The organism is Devosia sp. SD17-2 (genome assembly GCF_029201565.1).
In the GTDB taxonomy this organism is placed as follows: domain Bacteria; phylum Pseudomonadota; class Alphaproteobacteria; order Rhizobiales; family Devosiaceae; genus Devosia.
The window spans coordinates 2,459,035-2,478,741 of the sequence record NZ_CP104002.1 but is presented as its reverse complement, the minus strand read 5'-3'; the positions used below and the strand labels follow the sequence as shown (position 1 = coordinate 2,478,741).

Below are 19,707 nucleotides of genomic sequence, written 5' to 3'. Positions count from 1 at the left end.
CGCCCTTTTGGGGCGGGAGCGATTGGCAGTTTATTCGGAGATTTCAGCGTCGCGGAAATACGGGACGTTGAGCGGGGAGCGCCAGAAGCCGGAGACCTTCGGGCTCATCATCATGTAGTTGTAGCGGTGATACTGCGGCAGGATGGAGTGATCGTTCATCAGGATCGCTTCGGCTGCACGCATGTGATCGCGCGAGGTCGCCTCGTCGCTTGCCGCCTTGGCAGCAGCGATTTCGGTGTCGTAATCGGCATTCGACCAGTTGTTGAGGTTGTTGGGCGAACCGGTGACGAAGTTGTCGAGGAAGGTCATCGGGTGCGGATAGTCAGCACCCCAGCCCATCTGGGAGATCTGGTATTCGACCTTCTGCACTTCCGGATAATAGACCTGCCATTCGGTGGCTTCGATCTTCACGTCGATGTTGAGGTTTTCCTTCCACATCTGCTGGATCGCTTCGAGGAGCTTTTCGATCGGCGGCGAGGTGTAGGTGATGAAGACGGTCTCGGGGAAGCCTTCGCCATTCGGGTAGCCGGCTTCTGCCAGGGCAGCCTGAGCGCCTTCAATGTCCGCAGTTTCCGAGAGGCCGAAATTGTCGCGGCCATCGGTGAAGTCTTCACCGCCGAGGCTCATGCCCGGGGGAACCAGACCCAGTGCCGGGGTGTCGGCCGACTGAAGCACGAACTCGATGATTTCGGAACGGTCGATGGCCATGGACAGGGCCTTGCGGACGTTCAGATTGTCGAGTGGCGCCTGGTTCGGGTTGAACATTGCGTAGGTCGTGCCAAGGGCAGGAACGACGAGGAACGCATCAGATTCGACCGAAAGGCGCGGAATTTCGGGCGCTGGTACGGACTCGATGCCGTCGACATCACCGGCTTCCATGGCAGCCAGGGCCGTTGCGGGATCGGGGATCAGGCGGAAGGTCAGCTTGTCGAGGCTGACTTCGTCGGCAGCATAATAGTTCGGGTTCTTTTCGAACACGACGGACTCGCCGGCGTTGAACGCGCTGACTCGGAACGGGCCAGTGCCGATGAAGGTAGCGGGATTACGGGTCCAGCCTTCCGGATCAGCGGAGACAACGTCTTCGCGCACCGGGTAGAAGGCCGGGTAATTGAGCAGCTGCAGCATATAGGGCACGCGCTGCTTGAGCGTGAACGTGAGCGTCTTGTCATCCGGTGCCGAGATAGCGATGGCTTCGCTGTCCGCGCCGCCATAGGCCTCTTCCGCACCGACGATGTGGTAGAGCATCTGAGAGTTCATCGCGCCGGTTGCGGGATCAAGCACGCGCTTCCAGGCATAAACGAAGTCGGACGCCTTCACGGGCTCCCCATCGGACCACTTCGCATCGCGCAGGGTGAAGGTGTAGGTCAGGCCGTCCTCGGACACTTCCCAGGATTCAGCCAGAGCAGGAACAACCTGGCCTTCGGCGTCCATCCGCACGAGGCCTTCGAATGTGTTGCCGATGATGGGAGCGGCGAATGTCTCGGCGGTCGTGCCGGGATCGTACTTGGCGCTTTCGTTGTTGACCACATAGGTCAGCTCGCCTGCGGCCCAAACCCCTCCGGTGCTCGCCATCAGGGCCGCTGTCATCAGCGGCAATAGCATCTTGTTCATCGCATTCTCTCCTGTTGCAATGTCGAACTGGTCCCTTGAGCCAGGTCTTTGGCGTAATGGCAGGCGGACACATGTCCATTGCCAAGGTCGGTAAGCTGCGGCTCGACCCGCGCGCACAACTCGGTCGCGAGCGGGCAGCGGGTACGGAAGCGACAGCCTGATGGAATGTCGAGCGCGCTGGGGATTTCCCCCTGCATGGGTTCGACCGCGCGTTTCGCCGCCGGATCAGGCACCGGAATGGCTGAGAGCAGCGCCTGCGTATAGGGATGGGAAGGACGGTGATAGAGCTCGCTGCTTGCCGCCAGCTCGACGATCTTGCCCAGATACATGACCCCGATGCGGTCTGAGATGTGCCGGACCATTGAAAGATCGTGGGTGATGAAGAGATAGGTCAGGCCCAGTTCAGCCTGCAGGTCCTCAATCATGTTGACGACCTGCGCCTGCACCGACACGTCGAGGGCCGAAATTGGTTCGTCGCAGATGACCAGATCGGGTTCGAGAGCAATGGCGCGGGCAATGCCGATGCGTTGACGCTGGCCGCCGGAAAATTCATGGGCAAATCGGGCTGCGCTGTCAGACGGAAGGCCAACGCGATCAATGAGATCGGCGACTTTTTTCCGGCGATCAGCTGGGGAGCCGATGCGGGCGATCTCCAGTGGCTCGGCGATCAGCTCGCCAACGCTCATGCGGGGATTGAGGCTGGCGTAAGGGTCCTGGAAAATCATCTGGACCTGACGCCGGAATGCACTCAATTGGCTCTCGGGCGCCTTGGCGACGTCCTGGCCTTTGAAGAGAATTTGGCCCGAAGTGGGCTCGTGGAGGCGAATGACCGTCCGGGCAAGTGTCGACTTCCCGCAGCCGCTCTCCCCGACCAGACCGAGGGTTTCGCCCTTCATCAGGTCGAGATCGACGCCGTCAACGGCGCGCAGAATGGGCTTGGCGGCAAATGGTCCTGCAGGCAGGGCGAAATGCTTGGTCACGTTGCGGAGGGACAGGAGGGGTTGCTCGCTCATGCGGCCACCTCGTGAACGGCGCCCGACTTCGGCGCATCAGGATGCTGAAGCCAGCAGCGGGACTGGTGGGCATCGCCGAAGAGCGGCGGAAGGGCCGTGATGCAATGGTTCATGGCGTGGGGGCAGCGAGGGGCAAAGGGGCATCCCGGTGGCGGCGCCAGCATGTTGGGCGGACTGCCGGGGATAGGTGTCAGCCGCCGGTGCGTGTCGTCGCGGAGGTCTGGTACGGCGCTCAGCAGCCCGGTTGTATAGGGGTGGCCGGGACGGGCGAAGAGGTCGCTCACCGGGGCGGTTTCCATGACGAGGCCACCATAGAGTACCAACACGCGGTCGGTCACTTCGGCAATGACGCCGAGGTCGTGGGTGATGAGAATGACCGCCATGCCAAGGCGCTGCTGCAGATCTTTGAGCAATGCCAGGATCTGGCGCTGGATGGTGACGTCGAGGGCGGTTGTTGGCTCGTCGGCGATCAGCAGTTTTGGATCGCAGGCGAGCGCCATGGCGATCATCACCCGCTGGCGCATGCCGCCGGAAAATTCGTGCGGGTAGGAATTGAGGCGATCAGCAGCCGAAGGGATGCGGACGAGCTCGAAAAGTTCGATGGCGCGGGCGCGGGCTTCTGCGCGGCTGGCCTTGCGATGGCGAAGGATGGTTTCCATCACCTGCTCGCCCACGGTCAGGGTGGGGTTGAGCGAGGTCATGGGGTCCTGAAAAATCACCCCGATGCGATTGCCGCGAAGATCCGACAAGGCGGTTTCGTCCAGCGAGAGCAGGTCCACACCCTCAAATGTGGCGGTGCCTGATTTGATCTGGCCGCCAGCCTTGAGCAGTTTCAGCACTGACATGCAGGTGATCGACTTGCCCGAGCCGCTTTCCCCGACAAGGCCAAGGATCTCGCCGGGATAGACATCGAAGCTGACGCCGCGGACGGCCTGAACTTCGCCGCGACGCGTGAAGAACGAGGTGCTGAGGTTTTTGACCGAAAGAATGGGCTCGCTCATCCGCGCAACCTTGGATCGAGGGCGTCGCGCAGACCGTCACCGAGGAAATTGAAGGCGAACATGGTCAGCGAAATGGCCGCTGCAGGGAAAAACAATTGGTGCGGGTAGGCGCGCATGGTTTCGACAGCCTCGGAGGTCAGCGACCCCCAGGACGCCAGCGGCGGTGTTACCCCGAGGCCGATGAAGCTCATGAAGCTCTCGATGAAGATGGCCGAGGGGATCATCATGGTCAGCGTGACGATGATCGGGCCGATGGAGTTGGGCAACAGGTGCCGAACGAGGATGCGGGCAGGGGACGCGCCCATGGTTCGCGCCGCCGCAACATAATCCTGTGCTTTGAGGCCGAGGATCTGGCCGCGCACGATACGCGCCATGTCGACCCAGAACACCGAACCGATGGCGACGATGATGGAGAGAAGACCAGAGTCGAACACCACCATCAGGAGCACGACATAGAGCGTCAGCGGAATGGTCGAGATGATCTCGACGATGCGCATCATGATCGCGTCAGCTCGGCCGCCAAGGTAACCGGCGATGCCGCCGTAAAACACTCCGATGAAGAAGTTCACCAGCGTAGCGACGAAGGCCACGGTCAGCGAAATCTGCGCGCCATAGAGCTGGCGAACGAGAATGTCGCGGCCAAGCTGGTCGGTGCCGAACAGATAGGTCTTGTTCCAGCTCCAGCCCGATGGCCGTACCTCCGCGCCATCCTCAGTGATGAGGCGGACGGGAAGCTTTGAATAGTCGAGCGTGATGGTGAGATCGCCGAACTCGAAGGGCTGAGCCTTCTTGATCATGTCCTTTCGGCCGCCGCGCAGCAGGCCGAGGACATTCCCGTCAGCATCCACCTCATAGAGGTTGAAGTTGGAGGCATTGAGGAAAAACCGCGTCGTGGCGCCGGTGCTGTCTACGACGCTGTAAGTCTCGAACGCCGGGGGAATATTGGCGAGCTTCAGATCCTGCTTGAAATAGGTATGGGGTGAGAAATACGGACCAAAGAACGCCGCCAGAACAAGCAGAATGATGAAGATGATGCTGGCGACGGCGGGCTTGTTGGCCCATAGCCGTCGGCGCACTTCCTGCCCATAGGTTGGTGCTGGCGGCGGTACCGGTGTGGCTGTGGCCGCGGGCGGTGCCTTGTCCCACATTTCGCGTGCGATATCGCTCATGCGCTGGCCTTGGAGAGTTTGATGCGCGGATCGAGCCAGACATAGAGCAGGTCAACGATCAGGATCATCACCATCAGGATGGCGGCGTAGAAGATCGTGATGCCCATGATGGCCGTGTAATCGCGATTGGTGATGGAGAGCACGAAGTGCCGACCGATGCCGGGCAGGGCAAAGATCTGCTCAATGACGAATGAGCCGGTGATGAGGTTGGCGACGACCGGCCCCAGGACGGTCACGACCGGCAACAGGGAATTGCGCAGGCCGTGCTTGAAGAGGATCTGACCCTTGCGCAAGCCCTTGGCCCGCGCCGTCGTCATGTAGTCCTGCTCGAGCGTCTCGAGCAACGAGGAACGGGTCAGGCGAGAGATAAAGGAGATCCAGAAGCCCGAGAGCGCAAAGACCGGCAGGATGTAGCCTCGCCAGTTGTCGAGCCCGAACGTCGGTACCCAGCCAAGGCGTAGGGCAAACACATAAAGCGTGACTGTCGCAATCACATAGCTCGGGATGGCGACGCCCAGGGTGGCAATCATCATGACCGTCGTGTCTGGCCAGCGGTTGCGGTTGAGCGCGGCGACGATGCCGAGCGGCACGCCCAGCGCAACGACGCAGATTATGGCGAGCAGCCCTGTGCTCAGCGTCACCGGCAGGCCGGCTGCGATCATCGAATTAACCGACACACCCGGATATTTGAATGACGGACCCAGATCGAGGCGCAAGATGCCCGAGAGATAGTTCAGATATTGCTGCCAGACGGGCTGGTCGAGGCCATATTTCGCGTTCAGCGCAGCCTCAATTTCGGGCGCCAGCATGCGCTCGGAGACAAAAGGTCCACCAGGAACGGCGTGCATGAGGAAGAAGGTCAGCGTGACGATGGCCCACAACGTCAGCACCATCATTCCCAGCCGATGCAGCAGATAGGAGTACATTCGCAGTGGAGCCCGGACCGATTTTATAACGCGTTACAGCGACATGGATACAGTCCCCGATTTGCATCAGCAAACGAGGAGATAAGCAATCCACTTAAAGACTGTCCTACCCCGATCCCAACGTCACCGGGCGAACGCACTGCTGACAGCTGGGGTGTCCGGCCAGCAACGAATTGCCCGTGCGGTTTCCGCTTGCAATCCGATTTCGGCTGTACAACGTTATACAAATAACAGTGCACATCGGCGTTCAACGCTGGGCGGAGGAGTTCCATCTTGTCTGATCCGACGTTGCCGCGCGCGGCCGCGAACCCTTTCGCACGCCCAGATGGCTGGGCGGCAAAGATGATCCACCCGCTTGCGGACAAGGGTGTGGGCACTGCTGGGTCATTTGTCTGCACCAAGTTCTCGATTGACACCGTCGTCGGTACGGAGACGCTGATTGTTACCGCCTGGGGCCTATATTGGGCCTTCATCAACGGCCAGCGCGTCGGCGCCGATGTTCTGACCCCGGGCTGGACGAACTACGATGCGCGTCTGGCCTTCCAGGAATATTCGGTCGCCAACCTGCTCGTACCGGGCGCGAACAGGATCGAAATCTGGCTTGGCGAGGGCTGGTTCCGCTCCCCTCTGGTTTGGGGTGGAGCCAACCTGGACAATGTCTGGGGCGACAGGCTCGGTGCTTTCGCGGAACTGCGGCGAGATCCCGCGGGCGAGGTGATTGTCGCAACAGATGATAGCTGGCTAAGCGGCGAAACGCCGGTGCGCAAATCCGGCATCTATTTCGGCGAAAAATTCGATGCCCGGGTAAAGCCGCAAGCCGACAACGGGGTCCAGATACTCGACTTCGACCAGTCGGTCCTCATCGCCCAGGAGTGCAGGCCCGTACAGGAGCTTGCCGAACTGGTGCCTATCCGCAGCTGGCTCGATGCTGAAGGACGGACGATATTCGATTTCGGCCAGAATATCGGCGGCTACGTCGCCTTCGTGGGGATGGGCGAGCCAGGAGCCCGCGTCCTTCTGGAACACGCTGAAATCCTCGACAAGGACGGGAATTTCTACAACGTCAACTATCGGAGTGCAGAGGCGATAATCGACTACACCTTTGCAGGCGGCGCAGTTGAAGACTACCGCCCAACCTTCACCTTTCTGGGGTTCCGTTATGCTCGGGCAACGGTTGAAGGTGGGGTGCGGCTGGATACGATCGTCGCGGTTCCAATCACGTCAGTGCCGCATGCTGCAGCCTCATTTTCGTCGGCTAATCCCCTGGTCGACAGGCTTGTCGAGAACACGATCTGGTCGCAGCGTGGCAATTTTATTGACGTTCCCACGGACTGTCCGCAACGCGACGAGCGCCTGGGCTGGACTGGCGATGCGCAGGTTTTTGCTCCGACCGCCTGCTATCTCGCGGACAGTCATGCCTTTCTGACAAAATTCGTGCGCGAGATGATCGTCGATCAGGACGAGGATGGCGCGATTGCCCATGTGTCCCCCTGTCCGCAACGCTTGAAGGCTGGCCCCGAGACCCCGGCCTATGCCGGCTCCACCGGCTGGGGGGATGCCATCAGCGTCATTCCATGGACCCTTTACGAACATTACGGGGACCGTGCCATTCTGGCAGAGGCCTTTCCGGCCATGACCCGCTGGAACGATTTTGTCTGGTCGATCAGCGGCGGGCCGATCGTGCGGCCGCCGTCAAACTGGGACATCAAGGGTTTCACCTTTGGGGACTGGTTGTAGCCACAGAACGATTTCCTCAAGGCCGTGCCGACCATGGGGGACGATGCGGCGGCCACGATCTATCTTTATATGTCGTCCGTCCAGATCGCCCGAATTGCCGCATTGCTCGGACACACCGAGGCGGCCCACAAGTTCGCGGCGCGGGCCGATGCGGTAAAGTCGGCATTCGCTGAGGAGTTCATCACGCCGGCAGGGCGTCTGCTCTATGACGACCAGAGTTCATATGCCCTGGCATTTTTGCACGATCTTATCCCGGACCAGCACATTGCCGCTGCCAAGAATTGGTTCAGGGCGACAATTGCCCGGGCGAGGGGGCGGATCGGTACCGGATTTATCGGTACGCCGGCGCTGCTGCCTGCTCTGGTCAAGATCGGCGAGCCGGAACTGGCCGCCAGCATGTTCCTACAGGAGGAAGTGCCCGGCTGGCTGGCGCAGGTGAAGCGCGGGGCGACCACGATCTGGGAGCGCTGGGACGGGATCAAGGCCGACGGGTCGATTTTCGAGCCGACGATGAATTCGTATAATCACTATGCCTATGGCGCGGTCTGCCAGTGGCTCTTCGAGGCAGTCGCCGGCTTTCGGCCGGATCCGGACCAGCCCGGGTTTGCAAAGGTCATTTTCGAGCCGCTTATCGTGCCGAGCCTGTCCCCCATTTCGGCCCATCACGACAGTGCGCGTGGCCGGATCGAGGCCGCATGGAGCGTCGATGGCAATCGGGTGACATACGAGTTCACGGTGCCGGACGGCAGTTTGGGCGAGCTCGTCCTCGCTCCCCGGTATTTCGAGATAGACGTCGACGGCGAAGCAATCGCTGCGGCGGAGGGAGAAGCGGTGCGCCGCCAGGTCGCGCCCGGCAAGCACAGAGCGTGTTTCCGACTTCACTGGCACCAATGACGCCCATAAGGGCTCAAGGGAGGAACCCGATGACGATCAGACTTCATAGAACAGCCTTCGCCGGACTTGCCGCCAGCCTGTTGTCGATAACAGGTATGGTCGGCCTCGCCATGGCGCAGCAGACGACGATCAGCTTCTTCACCGGTAACGACGAGGCGACCGTTGCCGTCACCGAGCAGCTGGTAGCAGACTTCGAGGCCGCCAATCCCGACATCAAGGTCGAAATCGAAATCGGGCCCGGCGGCACCGAGCGCGACAACATGGTCAAGACGCGCCTTGCCACAGGCTCGATGAACGATGTCTTCCTCTACAATTCGGGATCGCTATTCCAGGCGATCAATCCCGCCCAGTCGCTGGTCGATCTGACCAATGAGCCTTGGCAGGCCGAGGTGCAGAACTCCTTCAAGCTGGTCGTCACGGCGCCCGATGGAACCGTGCGTGGCGCCCCGATCCAGAACGCCATGGGCGGTGGCTTCTTCTACAACATTCCGATCTACGAAGAGCTGGGCCTGTCCATCCCCAAGAGCTGGGCTGAGTTCATGGCCAATAGTGAGAAAATCAAGGCGGCAGGCAAGGCGGCCCCGGTTATCCAGACCTATACCGACACCTGGACCAGCCAAGTTCTCTTCCTCGGCGACTACTACAACGTCCAGTCAAAAGATCCTGAGTTCGCCAACCGCTACACGGCCGGCGAAGCCAAATTTGCTACGGACCCTGGTGGCATCCGTTCGTTCGAGAAACTGGCAGAGCTGTCCGCAGCGGGCTACCTCAACGAGGATTATGGCGCTGCCGTACTGGCAGATGGCCTGCGCATGATCGCCTTGGGCGAGGGCGCCCACTACCCGATGCTGACCTTCGGGCTGGCAACGGTCGCACAAAACTATCCCGACAATGTTGAAGACGTGGGCTTCTTCGCCATCCCCGGTGATGACCCTGCGGACAACGGCCTCACCATCTGGCTGCCGAACGGCATCTATATTCCTGCCGCTTCAACCAACCAGGAGGCGGCCAAGCGCTTCGTTGCCTTCGTCGCGAGCCAGGAAGGGTGCGCTTCCCAGGTGAAGGGCGGCGCGGTTACCGGCCCGTTCCTCGTCAATGGCTGTGAACTGCCAGCCGACGTGCCCCGCGGCGTTGCAGACATGCTGCCCTATTTCGAGGCTGGAAATACCGCCCCAGCGCTCGAGTTCCTGTCTCCGATCAAGGGTCCGGCCCTGGAGCAGATCACCGTCGAAATCGGCTCGGGCACCCGCTCTGCTGCCGATGGTGCCGCACTCTATGACGAAGACGTTCGCAAGCAGGCCCAGCAGCTCGGCTTGCCAGGCTGGTAACGACGCAAACAGCAACGCGCCCCGGTCGAAGAACCGGGCCGCGTGAGCGACGACAGCTGACCCGCAAGGGCCATGAGTGCTATTTCCTGCCTACAGCGTGCGGAAAAAGCTTTCGCGGGCCTCTTCGTCCGTTTGGGGGAAACGGCCGTCTGGGGTCAGCTTGTCGACAGCTTCGGGAATGCTGGTGGAGAGGCGCTTCAGCAGCTCATCGTAGGAGAGCCCGGTGGTGGACGCCAACTGGGTCAGCGTGTCACGGCCAAGTGCCGCCTCGACCTCATTTGTCGAGAGCCCCTTTGTGGGAACGCCGGGGGTGGTCCAGGAATCGGCCGTTTCGGTCTGGCCATTGTCCTTGAAATTATCGAGCAGGTCCTGAAGGCCACCGGTAAGGATGTTGCCATTGCCGGGCTTGCCGCTGAAGAGGTCGCCTAGACCACCCAGAATGCCGCCAAGGCCGCCCATTCCAGCCGCTTCCAGTCCGCCAGGCTGCTGGCCGTTGCCGGCATTGGTCTGCAGGCCCTTCAGCGCGTCACCGATCTTGTCACGGTTCTGATAACCGGCGACGGCAAGCAGGCCGAGCAGGGCGAGAAGTGAGGGGGAGCGATTTGCCATGAGTGTGTTCCTTTGATCAGGCGCGACGCGCCATAAAACCCCAAACCACGAGAATGATCACAGCGCCGACGATGGCTCCGATCAGGCCAGCGCCTTCTCCCGGCTGATACCAACCGATTGCCTGACCAAGAAAAGCCGCGACAAAAGCGCCAACCACACCAAGCAGTGCCGTGAGCACGAAGCCGGCCGGTTCTCGGTTTCCCGGTACGATGAATTTTGCCACGATGCCGGCAATAAGCCCGATGATGATGGTCCAGATGATACCCACGAGACATCCCCTTGCTTTAGGAGATCATGAAACGCGTGGTCACTAACTTAGGTTGCAAAGCTCAGGCCGCGTCGGTTGAAGCTAGCGGTCACAGACGAATGCCCAGGAAGCCAATGACGGCTTCATGGTGACATCGTCACGGTGCTGAGCGGGCTACTCGCTCTCGGCCGTGGCCTGTCCGATCGCCCAGGTCACGCCGAACGGATCTTTCAGCTGACCGTAGATATCGCCCCAAAATTGCTTTTCCAGCGGTTGCGTCACGGTGCAGCCGGCGGCAAGGGCACGGTCCCACCACGTCTGCGCGTCATCGACGTGGATATGAATATTGAACCCGGCCGGGGCGACCGGCGGCATTCCATAATCGGGAAAGAAATCGCTGAGGAAGATCGGCGTGCCGTTGATATCGACCTGCGCATGCATCAGCCGCTGGCCGTCCTCGCCCGCCATGGTCTCGCGCTCGACGGCACCAAAAGCGATCTTGTAGAAGTCGATAGCCTTGCGGGCGCCGTCCACGGAAAGATACGGCGTCACGCCGCCCTTGGGGTGATAATCGGCCATGATGGTTCCTCCGCTTGTTTAGGTCGGAGGTTACGCGTCGCGAGGGGGAGAGACAAGGGAGGCCGTCAGTCACTCAAGTCCCCCGCCTGTTTACGGGAGCTTGGTTGTGAACCAGTATCACAGTTAGCTCCGCGGCCGTCTCGACATCCTGCTTGCCTATCCTGGTGAGAAAAGTTTGGCCCGGTCACGTTCGTGACCGGGCCATTCAAAGTCAGCTGCAGCCCGTTGTCGTGCCGCAGGTGTCGCACTTCAGGCAGGTGCCGTTTCGCACCATCGTGAAGTTATGGCACTCGGTGCACTGGTCGCCGGTGTAGCCCTTCATCTGGGCTTCGGCGCGCAGCAGGCCTGTGTCCTTGGACGGCGGCGGGGCCGGGATCGGGGACAGCTCGGCCACGTTGAGGGCCGTCGGGCTCGGATCGATCTTGAGGGCCGTTGCGCTGCGCATCGAGGTGACGGTGGAAGCGCCAGTCGAAGTGGCAGGCGCATAACGGCTGGCCTCGGCGGTCGGGACAAGCATCAGGGATGCATTGGCCGTCTTGCCGCGGGTCATGCCGCGCGACACGAAGCGCTCGGCCGGAACCGGGGCTGTGGCGGCTGCATTGCGCGAACCCTGGTCTTCGGCAACACCCTTGCCAAGCGAAGTCGGGCTGTCGGGATTGACGTGGGCCAGGTCATCGCGGTCGAGGTAGGAAACCGCAAGTTCACGGAACACGTAGTCGAGGATCGAGGTCGCGTTCTTGATGCGATCATTGCCCATGACCATGCCGGCAGGCTCGAAACGGGTGAAGGTGAAGGCCTCCACATATTCGTCCAGCGGCACGCCATATTGCAGGCCGATCGAGATGGCGATGGCAAAATTGTTCATCATGGCGCGGAAGGCAGCGCCTTCCTTGTGCATGTCGATGAAGATTTCGCCGAGGCGACCATCGGCATATTCGCCGGTGTGGACATAGACCTTGTGGCCACCAACGACAGCCTTCTGGGTATAGCCCTTGCGGCGATCCGGCATTTTCTCGCGGGTGCGGATTTCGACTTCACGCTCGATGATGCGCTCGACGATCTTCTCAGCAATCGCCGGGACGCGCGCGTCTGCGGTCATCGAGATGACGTTCTCGATAGCCTCTTCATCCTCTTCGTCGTCGGCGGCAGCCAGAACGGACGAGTTCAGCGGCTGGCTGAGTTTGGAGCCGTCGCGATAAAGCGCATTGGCCTTGAGAGCGAGGCGCCAGGACAGCATGTAGGCGCTCTTTGCGTCTTCAACCGTCGCATCGTTTGGCATGTTGATCGTCTTGGAGATCGCGCCGGAGATGAATGGCTGGGCGGCCGCCATCATCAGGATGTGCGATTCAACCGAGAGGTAGCGCTTGCCGATCTTGCCGCACGGAGTGGCGCAATCGAAGACGGGCAGGTGCTCTTCCTTGAGGAAGGGCGCGCCTTCGAGCGTCATGGCACCGCAGACGTGGATATTGGCAGCCTCGATGTCCTTCTTGGCAAAGCCGAGGAAGGACAGCAGGTCAAAGGAGAAGTCATTGAGCTGCTCGTCGGTGACGCCGAGGCCCTTGAGGAAATCAGCGCCGAGCGTCCACTGGTTGAAGACGAACTTGATGTCGAATGCCGACTTCATCGCGGCGTTGAGCGCCTCGATCTTGTCGTCGGTAAAGCCCTTGGTCCGCAGGGTCGCCGGGTTGATGCCCGGGGCCTGATTGAGATTGCCGTGGCCGACCGCATAGGCTTCCATCTCGGCGATCTGGTCTTCCGAGTAGCCGAGGGTGCGCAGGGCCGGGGGCACTGCACGGTTGATGATCTTGAAGTAGCCGCCGCCGGCCAGCTTCTTGAACTTCACCAGGGCAAAGTCCGGCTCGATACCGGTGGTGTCGCAGTCCATGACGAGGCCGATCGTGCCGGTGGGCGCGATAACGGAAACCTGGGCGTTACGGTAGCCATGCTGTTCGCCGAGGGCGAGGGCATTGTCCCAGGCCAGCTTGGCGCGCTCGCTGAGGGCTGCGTCGGAGATATTGGCGTGATCAAGCGCGACCGGCTTGATCGACAGGCCTTCATAGCCATCGGTATTGCCGTAGGCGGCATTGCGATGGTTCCGGATGACGCGCAGCATGTGCTTGGAATTGCGCTTGTAATCCTTGAACGGGCCGAGCTCCTTGGCCATTTCGGCCGAGGTCGCATAGGACACGCCGGTCATGATGGCGGTGATAGCGCCGGCAATGGCGCGGCCTTCGGCGGAGTCATAGGGAATGCCGGAGGTCATCAGCAGGCCACCGATATTAGCGTAGCCAATGCCGAGCGTGCGGTATTCGTAGGAGCGTTCTGCAATGGCGCGCGAGGGGAACTGCGCCATCATGACCGAAACTTCGAGCACGATGGTCCAGAGACGGACGGTGTGCTCGTAGGCGGCGGTGTCAAACGTGGAGTCGGCGTTGCGATAGGGCAGCAGGTTGACGGACGCCAGATTGCACGCCGTGTCGTCGAGGAACATGTATTCCGAACACGGATTGGAGGCGTTGATCTGGCCGGCAGCCGGGGAGGTGTGCCACTCGTTGATCGTGGTGTGGTACTGGATACCGGGGTCAGCGGAGGCCCAGGCTGCGTAACCAATCTGTTCCCAGAGGTCGCGCGCCTTCAGCGTCTTGGTGACATTGCCCTTGATGCGGCCGATCAGGTTCCAGTCGCCATCGTTCTCGACAGCGTTGAGGAAGTCGTCGGTCACGCGGACGGAATTGTTCGAGTTCTGGCCGGAAACAGTCAGATAGGCTTCGCTATCCCAATCGGTATCGTAGATGGGGAATTCGAGATCGGTGTAACCCTGCTTGGCGAACTGGATGACGCGGAAGATGTAGTTCTCCGGCACCAGTGCCTTCTTGGCGGCGCGCACTTCGCGCTTGAGGGCAGGGTTCTTGGCCACGTCGAAGCAATCGTCGCCCGAACCTTCACAATTCACGGCTGCCTTCATGATGGCCTTGAGGTGCTTGGAAACGACCTTCGAGCCGGTGACGAGTGCTGCCACCTTCTGCTCTTCCTTGACCTTCCAGTTGATGTATTCCTCGATATCGGGGTGATCGATATCGATAACCACCATCTTGGCAGCGCGACGGGTGGTGCCGCCCGACTTGATGGCGCCAGCAGCGCGGTCGCCGATCTTGAGGAAGCTCATCAGGCCGGAAGACTTGCCGCCGCCCGAGAGCTTTTCGCCCGAGCCGCGAAGGGCCGAGAAATTGGTGCCGGTGCCCGACCCATACTTGAACAGACGCGCTTCACGGACCCAGAGGTCCATGATGCCGTTTTCATTGACGAGGTCGTCATTGACCGACTGGATGAAGCAGGCATGCGGCTGCGGATGCTCGTAGGAGCTCTTCGACTGCACCAGCTTGTGGGTGAACGGGTCGACATAGAAATGGCCCTGGCCGGGGCCGTCGATGCCATAGGCCCAGTGGAGGCCCGTGTTGAACCACTGCGGGGAGTTCGGAGCGACGCGCTGGGAGGCGAGCATATAGGCGAGTTCGTCAAAGAAGGCGCGGGCGTCTTCCTCGCTGTCGAAATAGCCACCCTTCCAGCCCCAATAGGTCCAGGTGCCGGCCAGGCGATCAAAGACCTGGCGGCTGTCCATTTCGGAGCCATAGCGCTCATTCTCCGGCAGCTTGGCCAGCGCTTCCTCGTCGGGGACGGAACGCCACAGCCAGGACGGCACCGAATTTTCTTCGACCTTCTTGAGGACCTTGGCGACGCCGGCCTTTCGGAAGTATTTTTGCGCAATGATGTCGGTCGCAACCTGAGACCAGGTTGCCGGCACAGCAATGTCTTCCAGCTTGAACACCACCGATCCATCAGGATTGCGGATTTCGCTGGTCGCGGAGCGGAACTCGAGCGAGGCGTAGCGGTCCGCGTTGGCAGTGGTAAACCGGCGTTCTATGCGCATGGTGTGGTCTCAGCTGATCTGTCGGTGGGGGGCACGAGGTGGGGTGGAGGACTCGTGCCGCGTTTGAATCCTATCAAAGCCTTATTTGAGCGAGAGTCGAGCCATCAATTTTTTCCAGCAGGCACACCATGGGTTGTGCGGAGCTTTGATGATTGCCCAAAATCTAGTGTTTAATATGGGAATAGCGTGGATAAGTTACAACGCTGTTTAGCGTGTCCCGCAGGGCTCCAAAGGCGCTCTGCAAGCGTTTATGACCCCTTAATTCCTGCCTCTAAAGCCGCGGAAAAGCTGAGGTTTTGACATCCTCAAGTGTGGTGCCCGAGTCGCTGAAATTGCTGTCAAGACCCACATTTTCGCGCTATCCACAGCCGGTGGGCTACCACATATTGTGTGTGGCTAGTCGCTGGCGCGCAAGCCGCGGGACTGGCCTCGCAAAACCCAAAGAGCAAGCGGCGCCATGGCGAGCCCGGCCCAACCGTAAGACGGCAATATGCCGATCGTGTCGGCCAACACGCCAAATGCCAAGGTGAAAACTACGCCCACCACATTCTCCGCCATCACCAGGGCGGAGGTGGTCGTTGCTCGGCTCCGCCCGTCCATCACGCGATGAAAACGCGCTTCGGCCAGAACGCCCATTGGTGCCACCAGCACATAGGCGAGGCAAAGCAACAGCACATAAAAGGGGGAGGCACCAAGCGACGCCAGCACAAGCAGGGCGCCGCCCGCGAGTGGCAACGACCAAGCCAGCCAAGGACGCCCGGAGAGACGATGGGCGTGTAGACTTGCGAGGGCATAAACGCCTTCAACACCGGCCGCCAAGAGACCCCAGGCCCATATCGGCACATTGATAGCGAGGTAGTAGAGCTGGTCGAACTCCTCGAGGATTTCGAAGATCACCAGGCCGACCGCGATATATGTGGTGGTGAAACGCAGATCCGCATGGATGCGAAACTCGTTCACGGCATCGATGAAGTGCGAGATATAGGTGCTTGGCGGAGTGTCGGTTTCCGTCTCTGCGGTACGGGTGCGGCGGACATCTTTCAGCCAGAAGGCCAGGGTCGCTGCTAGAAGCAGCGGCGGAATGGAAAGCCAAATCGCCCAATCAAAGCTCCGCCAGGCGACAAAGCCGCCCAGGAGCGTGCCAAGACCAATGCCTAGGCCCTCTGCCGCATTGTCTCTGCCCAACACCCTGTCGAAATCATCGCCACGCCCTTCCGCCGCCATGCGCTCGTAAAGCAGGGCCTCTCGAGAACCCGACTGCATGGCCTGGGCGAGGCTCCAGAAGAGAAAGCCCAGGCCGTAGAGCCAAAAATTGCCGGCTGCGATCGCCCACAGGATAAAGGTCACCGCCTTTGCCAAGGGTGCCAGGATCAGCAGGACGCGCCGGTCAAAGTGATCCGACAAGGCGCCGGACGGCATTTCGAGGACAATGGCAGAACCGGACCAGAGAGCCAGCAGAACACCGATCTCGGTGACACTGAGGCTATGCAGGGCGAACAGCGCCGTGTAGATCGCGTAGGCGAGCATGAAATCAAAGAGGAACACATAGGCATAAAATATGCGGAGAAAGCTCTGCAGGCTCATGGCAAACCCCTCCTTGCGATCATCAAGCCAGTCGCCACTATTGCGCTCCCGGCACCCAACATTTGCGGTTCAAGCGGGCAACGGGTGGCAGCTTTTGGCTAGGCTCATAGGCCGCGTCATGCTAAACCCCACCCCAATCGACTTGCCAATCTCGGAATCGACACGTGGCCAAATCCGGTATCAAGCAATTTCTCACTGAAATCTTCTCCTGGTGGGGTGGAAACACCTGGGGCACGCGCCTCTGGATCAAGCGGTTTGGCGAATATGTCGGGAGCGACGAATTCGGCAATCGCTACTATCAGGACCGCAAGACCGACCGCCGCTATGTTACCTATGCAGGCCCGGCGGACGCTTCGACGATCCCGCCCGGCTGGCACGGTTGGATGCATCACCGCTCGGACCTCGTGCCGACCGAAGCCAAGTACGAACCGCGCGCCTGGGAAAAGCCGCACCAGAAGAACCTGACCGGCACTGCCGCAGCGTATCGTCCGGATGGCAGCTTGCTCAACAAGGGTGAGCGCCCGCGCGTTACCGGTGACTACCAGGCCTGGTCGCCCGAATAAGGACGCCGGCCTTTGCCGTTTTTCTCTCGTAAGTTTGGGAGAGCGCTCATCGGAGCGCTCTTCGTGATGGGCCTGGGTGCCGCATCGATTCCGGTTTCGGCTCAGCCTGTCGCCAATCCCGTCGCCATGTTGGCGGGCCTCGACAAGATCACCGGCCGGATTACCCGTTTCGACGTCTATATCGACGAGACCGTCCTGTTCGGCGCGCTCGAGATAACGCCCCGTGCCTGTTACAGTCGGCCGTCCAACGATACGTTGCAACGCACCTCGGCCTTCCTCGAGGTCGACCAGCGCAATCTCGATGGCACCGCCAAACGGCTCTTCACCGGGTGGGTCTTTGCGGATAGCCCAGCGCTAAACGCGGTCGATCACCCGATCTATGACGCCTGGCTGATCGAGTGCAAAACCTCGACCAACGTCCCGCCACCGGACGAGCGCTGAACTTTTTTCAGGCGAGCGTCGAAATCCGCTGTTTCTCATCGTTGCCGCAGTGAAAGCTGCTGGCAAAGACCTCTGTTTATGTCGGCAGCGGCCCAGTCTTGTGCGCGTATGCCACGGGTGGGGTTCTGATCGATAGGAGGAGAGACAGGCCATGATGACCCTGCCCGAAGTGATCGAGAGACCGGAACAGCACTACGTCTATGTTCCGTTCACGGTTCGCATGAACCAGTTGCAGAAACCTGCGGACGAGGGCTTCCCCCAAATCTTTGCCTATCTGGAAAAGCACGGGCTGGAGCCGGAGGGAGAGGCTTTTTACAATTACCGGCGGATCAACATGGCCGAGACCCTCGATGTCGAGGCAGGGATCGCGGTGCGGAGCCCAGGGCCTGAGGACGGAGCGGTGCGCACTTCAACCCTCCCCGGGGGGCGGTTCATGACGCTTGCCTGGCATGGTCACTACGACGCCCTGGAAAAGGTAACTGGCGTGCTGATCGGATGGGCGCGGCTCACCAACCAACCCTTTGACATGGTCGAGAAGCCCAATGGCGAACATTTCGCCTGCAGGCTGGAAATCTACGAGACCGATCCTGCCAAGGTTCCGGATCCCAAGGACTGGGTGACGACCCTCAGTTTCAAGCTCAAGGACGTCTAAAAGAACTCGTCCAGAGTGCAGTAGAAGGCGTAGCGGTGCGGGTCATATTCCGTGCCGTAGGCCTTTAGAAATTCGGAGACGTGGTCCTGCCCAACATTGTCCCGGATGCTGCGGCAGGCCAGAGCCAGATCCTGCCAGACGTCCGCGACACCCATTCGTCCGCAATCGACCAGACCCGAGAAACGGCCATCCATGGCCATGACATTGGGCGTGCAGGCGTCGCCATGGGTGACGATAGCTGTACCAACGTCTGGACGGTTGTTGTGCAGCCAATCGAGGAGGTCGGCCGGAGCCCTGCCGATGCGGTCCGCGTCGAAGTCGGTCTCATCAACGAGGCCGGCGGCCAGTCGCTGCTCGGCGAGTGCCAGTCGACTAGTGATGCTGTGATCGAACGGGCAGCTGGTCGGGTCCAGAGCGTGAATGCGCTTGAGGCCCTGGGCATAGATGCGAATGAATTCAGCGGGATGCTGGGCATGATTGGTGAGGTCCGCGCCGGGCACCGCACTCATCAGTAGCCAGACGCGATCGGACGATTGTTCGGCATCGATGACGCGCGGGGCCTTGAACCCCATCCGCGTCAGCCAGTTGAGCCGTTCGATCTCGCTCGGCAGTTCCGCCAGCGGATGCCACTCTTCGGATTTGAGAAAGACGGAATTGCCGTCGCCGAGCAGAATGCGCCAGACATGGGCACCGGACGGGCCGTGTGTAATAGGCGTCCAGTCGAGGCTGGTGAGGGGCCCAAAGCTTTCGGGCAAGTCAGTAGGAATGGTCATATCTTGTGGTCCAGTGCCGCCCAGTCGGCCTTTTCTGCGATGGCGCGGCCAAGGCGGTCTTCATATTCTGATCTGGGAATTTCAATGCCGCCCAGCGAGGCAAGGTGTGGCGTGAGGAATTGTGTATCGAGAAGCTGAAAGCCGCCGGCGTTAAGGCGCTCGACCAGATGCGCCATAGCCGCCTTGGATGCGTCCGTCCGTCGATGGAACATCGACTCGCCGAAGAAGGCTGCGCCGATAGCGAGGCCATAGAGGCCTCCCACCAGCTCGTCGCCCTCCCACACCTCAACCGTGTGCGCGATGCCTTGGCGGAAAAGCTCGCCATAAACGGCGCGGATTGTTCCGTTGATCCAGGTGGAGTTGCGATCGTCGCCGACCGTGGCGCAGCCTTCGATGACGGCTTCGAAGTCGGTATCGACGCGGATATCCCAGCCCGCCTTGCGCATGGACTTGCGCAGACTCTTGCTCAGGCGAAAGCCATCGAGCGGCAGGATCCCACGTTCTTCCGGGCTCACCCAGAAAAGGTCGTCATCCCCGGCGTCTTCGGCCATGGGGAAAATGCCGGCGCAATAGGCCCGGACGATGAGTTCGGGCGTGATGTCGAGATCGAAGGGGTCTGAGTGTTTGGCCATGGAAAAAAGATAAGGGGCGC

The 19,707-nt window shown here is 60.7% G+C and carries 16 protein-coding genes and 1 pseudogene; 5 read left to right on the top strand and 12 right to left on the bottom strand.

From position 1 onward, the window contains the following. Positions 1 to 30: 30 nt before the first annotated feature. The 5 genes from NYQ88_RS12130 to NYQ88_RS12110 are packed head-to-tail and all read right to left on the bottom strand — an operon-like array spanning position 31 to position 5,720. Positions 31 to 1,611 (bottom strand): peptide ABC transporter substrate-binding protein, encoded by a 1,581-nt coding sequence (locus tag NYQ88_RS12130; RefSeq protein WP_275651394.1) that lies wholly within the window; start codon positions 1,609 to 1,611, stop codon positions 31 to 33. After that, positions 1,608 to 2,624 carry an oligopeptide/dipeptide ABC transporter ATP-binding protein gene (locus NYQ88_RS12125; RefSeq protein WP_275651393.1) on the bottom strand — a complete coding sequence of 339 codons (1,017 nt, stop codon included), beginning with the start codon at positions 2,622 to 2,624 and terminating at the stop codon, positions 1,608 to 1,610. The genes NYQ88_RS12130 and NYQ88_RS12125 overlap by 4 nt, the downstream gene beginning before the upstream one ends. Continuing rightward, complete coding sequence (locus NYQ88_RS12120; RefSeq protein ID WP_275651392.1) at positions 2,621 to 3,625, bottom strand: ABC transporter ATP-binding protein; 1,005 nt, start codon at positions 3,623 to 3,625, stop codon at positions 2,621 to 2,623. The genes NYQ88_RS12125 and NYQ88_RS12120 overlap by 4 nt, the downstream gene beginning before the upstream one ends. After that, a complete protein-coding gene (locus NYQ88_RS12115) occupies positions 3,622 to 4,794 on the bottom strand; it encodes an ABC transporter permease (RefSeq protein WP_275651391.1) in 1,173 nt (390 codons plus the stop codon). Before NYQ88_RS12115 ends, NYQ88_RS12120 begins: the two co-directional genes overlap by 4 nt. Next, complete coding sequence (locus tag NYQ88_RS12110; RefSeq protein WP_275651390.1) at positions 4,791 to 5,720, bottom strand: ABC transporter permease; 930 nt, start codon at positions 5,718 to 5,720, stop codon at positions 4,791 to 4,793. Before NYQ88_RS12110 ends, NYQ88_RS12115 begins: the two co-directional genes overlap by 4 nt. Before the next feature lie 342 nt (positions 5,721 to 6,062). Here NYQ88_RS12110 and NYQ88_RS12105 point away from each other — a divergent pair. Further along, a pseudogene (locus NYQ88_RS12105) lies at positions 6,063 to 8,351 on the top strand (family 78 glycoside hydrolase catalytic domain). A gap of 29 nt (positions 8,352 to 8,380) precedes the next feature. Beyond that, entirely contained in the window at positions 8,381 to 9,679 is a 1,299-nt protein-coding gene (locus tag NYQ88_RS12100) for an ABC transporter substrate-binding protein (protein ID WP_275651389.1), read from the top strand. A 90-nt stretch (positions 9,680 to 9,769) separates the two neighbouring features. Here NYQ88_RS12100 and NYQ88_RS12095 read toward each other — a convergent pair whose 3' ends face one another. The 5 genes from NYQ88_RS12095 to NYQ88_RS12075 form a co-directional block, all read right to left on the bottom strand. Next, complete coding sequence (locus NYQ88_RS12095; protein WP_275651388.1) at positions 9,770 to 10,288, bottom strand: YidB family protein; 519 nt, start codon at positions 10,286 to 10,288, stop codon at positions 9,770 to 9,772. Between the two features lie 16 nt (positions 10,289 to 10,304). Beyond that, complete coding sequence (locus NYQ88_RS12090; RefSeq protein WP_275651387.1) at positions 10,305 to 10,556, bottom strand: GlsB/YeaQ/YmgE family stress response membrane protein; 252 nt, start codon at positions 10,554 to 10,556, stop codon at positions 10,305 to 10,307. Positions 10,557 to 10,709: 153 nt separating this feature from the next. Next, entirely contained in the window at positions 10,710 to 11,114 is a 405-nt protein-coding gene (locus NYQ88_RS12085) for a VOC family protein (RefSeq protein ID WP_275651386.1), read from the bottom strand. A 211-nt stretch (positions 11,115 to 11,325) separates the two neighbouring features. Continuing rightward, complete coding sequence (locus NYQ88_RS12080) at positions 11,326 to 15,042, bottom strand: vitamin B12-dependent ribonucleotide reductase (RefSeq protein ID WP_275651385.1); 3,717 nt, start codon at positions 15,040 to 15,042, stop codon at positions 11,326 to 11,328. A 396-nt stretch (positions 15,043 to 15,438) separates the two neighbouring features. Continuing rightward, positions 15,439 to 16,626, bottom strand: coding sequence for an MFS transporter (locus NYQ88_RS12075; protein ID WP_275651384.1), 1,188 nt, complete (start codon positions 16,624 to 16,626; stop codon positions 15,439 to 15,441). A gap of 179 nt (positions 16,627 to 16,805) precedes the next feature. Between NYQ88_RS12075 and NYQ88_RS12070 the strand changes: the two genes are divergently transcribed. From NYQ88_RS12070 to NYQ88_RS12060, 3 genes are all read left to right on the top strand, one after another. Continuing rightward, entirely contained in the window at positions 16,806 to 17,189 is a 384-nt protein-coding gene (locus tag NYQ88_RS12070) for an NADH:ubiquinone oxidoreductase subunit NDUFA12 (protein WP_275654916.1), read from the top strand. Between the two features lie 66 nt (positions 17,190 to 17,255). Beyond that, positions 17,256 to 17,630, top strand: a complete 375-nt coding sequence (locus tag NYQ88_RS12065; RefSeq protein ID WP_275654915.1) for a DUF2155 domain-containing protein — start codon at positions 17,256 to 17,258, stop codon at positions 17,628 to 17,630. A gap of 151 nt (positions 17,631 to 17,781) precedes the next feature. Beyond that, positions 17,782 to 18,282 (top strand): GyrI-like domain-containing protein, encoded by a 501-nt coding sequence (locus tag NYQ88_RS12060; protein WP_275651383.1) that lies wholly within the window; start codon positions 17,782 to 17,784, stop codon positions 18,280 to 18,282. Here the strand turns inward: NYQ88_RS12060 and NYQ88_RS12055 are convergent. Together NYQ88_RS12055 and aat are read right to left on the bottom strand one after the other, a co-directional pair. Next, positions 18,279 to 19,055: an APH(3') family aminoglycoside O-phosphotransferase gene (locus NYQ88_RS12055; protein WP_275651382.1), complete on the bottom strand. Its 777-nt coding sequence runs from the start codon at positions 19,053 to 19,055 to the stop codon at positions 18,279 to 18,281. The two genes, NYQ88_RS12060 and NYQ88_RS12055, sit on opposite strands and share 4 nt — an antisense overlap. After that, positions 19,052 to 19,687, bottom strand: coding sequence for a leucyl/phenylalanyl-tRNA--protein transferase (gene aat, locus NYQ88_RS12050; protein WP_275651381.1), 636 nt, complete (start codon positions 19,685 to 19,687; stop codon positions 19,052 to 19,054). Before aat ends, NYQ88_RS12055 begins: the two co-directional genes overlap by 4 nt. Between the last annotated feature and the right edge of the window lie 20 nt (positions 19,688 to 19,707).

What these genes read in the sequence shown, in the direction of transcription:
- NYQ88_RS12130 (WP_275651394.1), bottom strand. Translation starts at nt 1,611, where the DNA reads ATGAACAAGATGCTATTGCCGCTGATGACAGCGGCCCTGATGGCGAGC.
- NYQ88_RS12125 (WP_275651393.1), bottom strand. Translation starts at nt 2,624, where the DNA reads ATGAGCGAGCAACCCCTCCTGTCCCTCCGCAACGTGACCAAGCATTTC.
- NYQ88_RS12120 (WP_275651392.1), bottom strand. Translation starts at nt 3,625, where the DNA reads ATGAGCGAGCCCATTCTTTCGGTCAAAAACCTCAGCACCTCGTTCTTC.
- NYQ88_RS12115 (WP_275651391.1), bottom strand. Translation starts at nt 4,794, where the DNA reads ATGAGCGATATCGCACGCGAAATGTGGGACAAGGCACCGCCCGCGGCC.
- NYQ88_RS12110 (WP_275651390.1), bottom strand. Translation starts at nt 5,720, where the DNA reads ATGTACTCCTATCTGCTGCATCGGCTGGGAATGATGGTGCTGACGTTG.
- NYQ88_RS12100 (WP_275651389.1), top strand. Translation starts at nt 8,381, where the DNA reads ATGACGATCAGACTTCATAGAACAGCCTTCGCCGGACTTGCCGCCAGC.
- NYQ88_RS12095 (WP_275651388.1), bottom strand. Translation starts at nt 10,288, where the DNA reads ATGGCAAATCGCTCCCCCTCACTTCTCGCCCTGCTCGGCCTGCTTGCC.
- NYQ88_RS12085 (WP_275651386.1), bottom strand. Translation starts at nt 11,114, where the DNA reads ATGGCCGATTATCACCCCAAGGGCGGCGTGACGCCGTATCTTTCCGTG.
- NYQ88_RS12080 (WP_275651385.1), bottom strand. Translation starts at nt 15,042, where the DNA reads ATGCGCATAGAACGCCGGTTTACCACTGCCAACGCGGACCGCTACGCC.
- NYQ88_RS12075 (WP_275651384.1), bottom strand. Translation starts at nt 16,626, where the DNA reads ATGAGCCTGCAGAGCTTTCTCCGCATATTTTATGCCTATGTGTTCCTC.
- NYQ88_RS12065 (WP_275654915.1), top strand. Translation starts at nt 17,256, where the DNA reads ATGGGCCTGGGTGCCGCATCGATTCCGGTTTCGGCTCAGCCTGTCGCC.
- NYQ88_RS12060 (WP_275651383.1), top strand. Translation starts at nt 17,782, where the DNA reads ATGATGACCCTGCCCGAAGTGATCGAGAGACCGGAACAGCACTACGTC.
- NYQ88_RS12055 (WP_275651382.1), bottom strand. Translation starts at nt 19,055, where the DNA reads ATGACCATTCCTACTGACTTGCCCGAAAGCTTTGGGCCCCTCACCAGC.
- aat (WP_275651381.1), bottom strand. Translation starts at nt 19,687, where the DNA reads ATGGCCAAACACTCAGACCCCTTCGATCTCGACATCACGCCCGAACTC.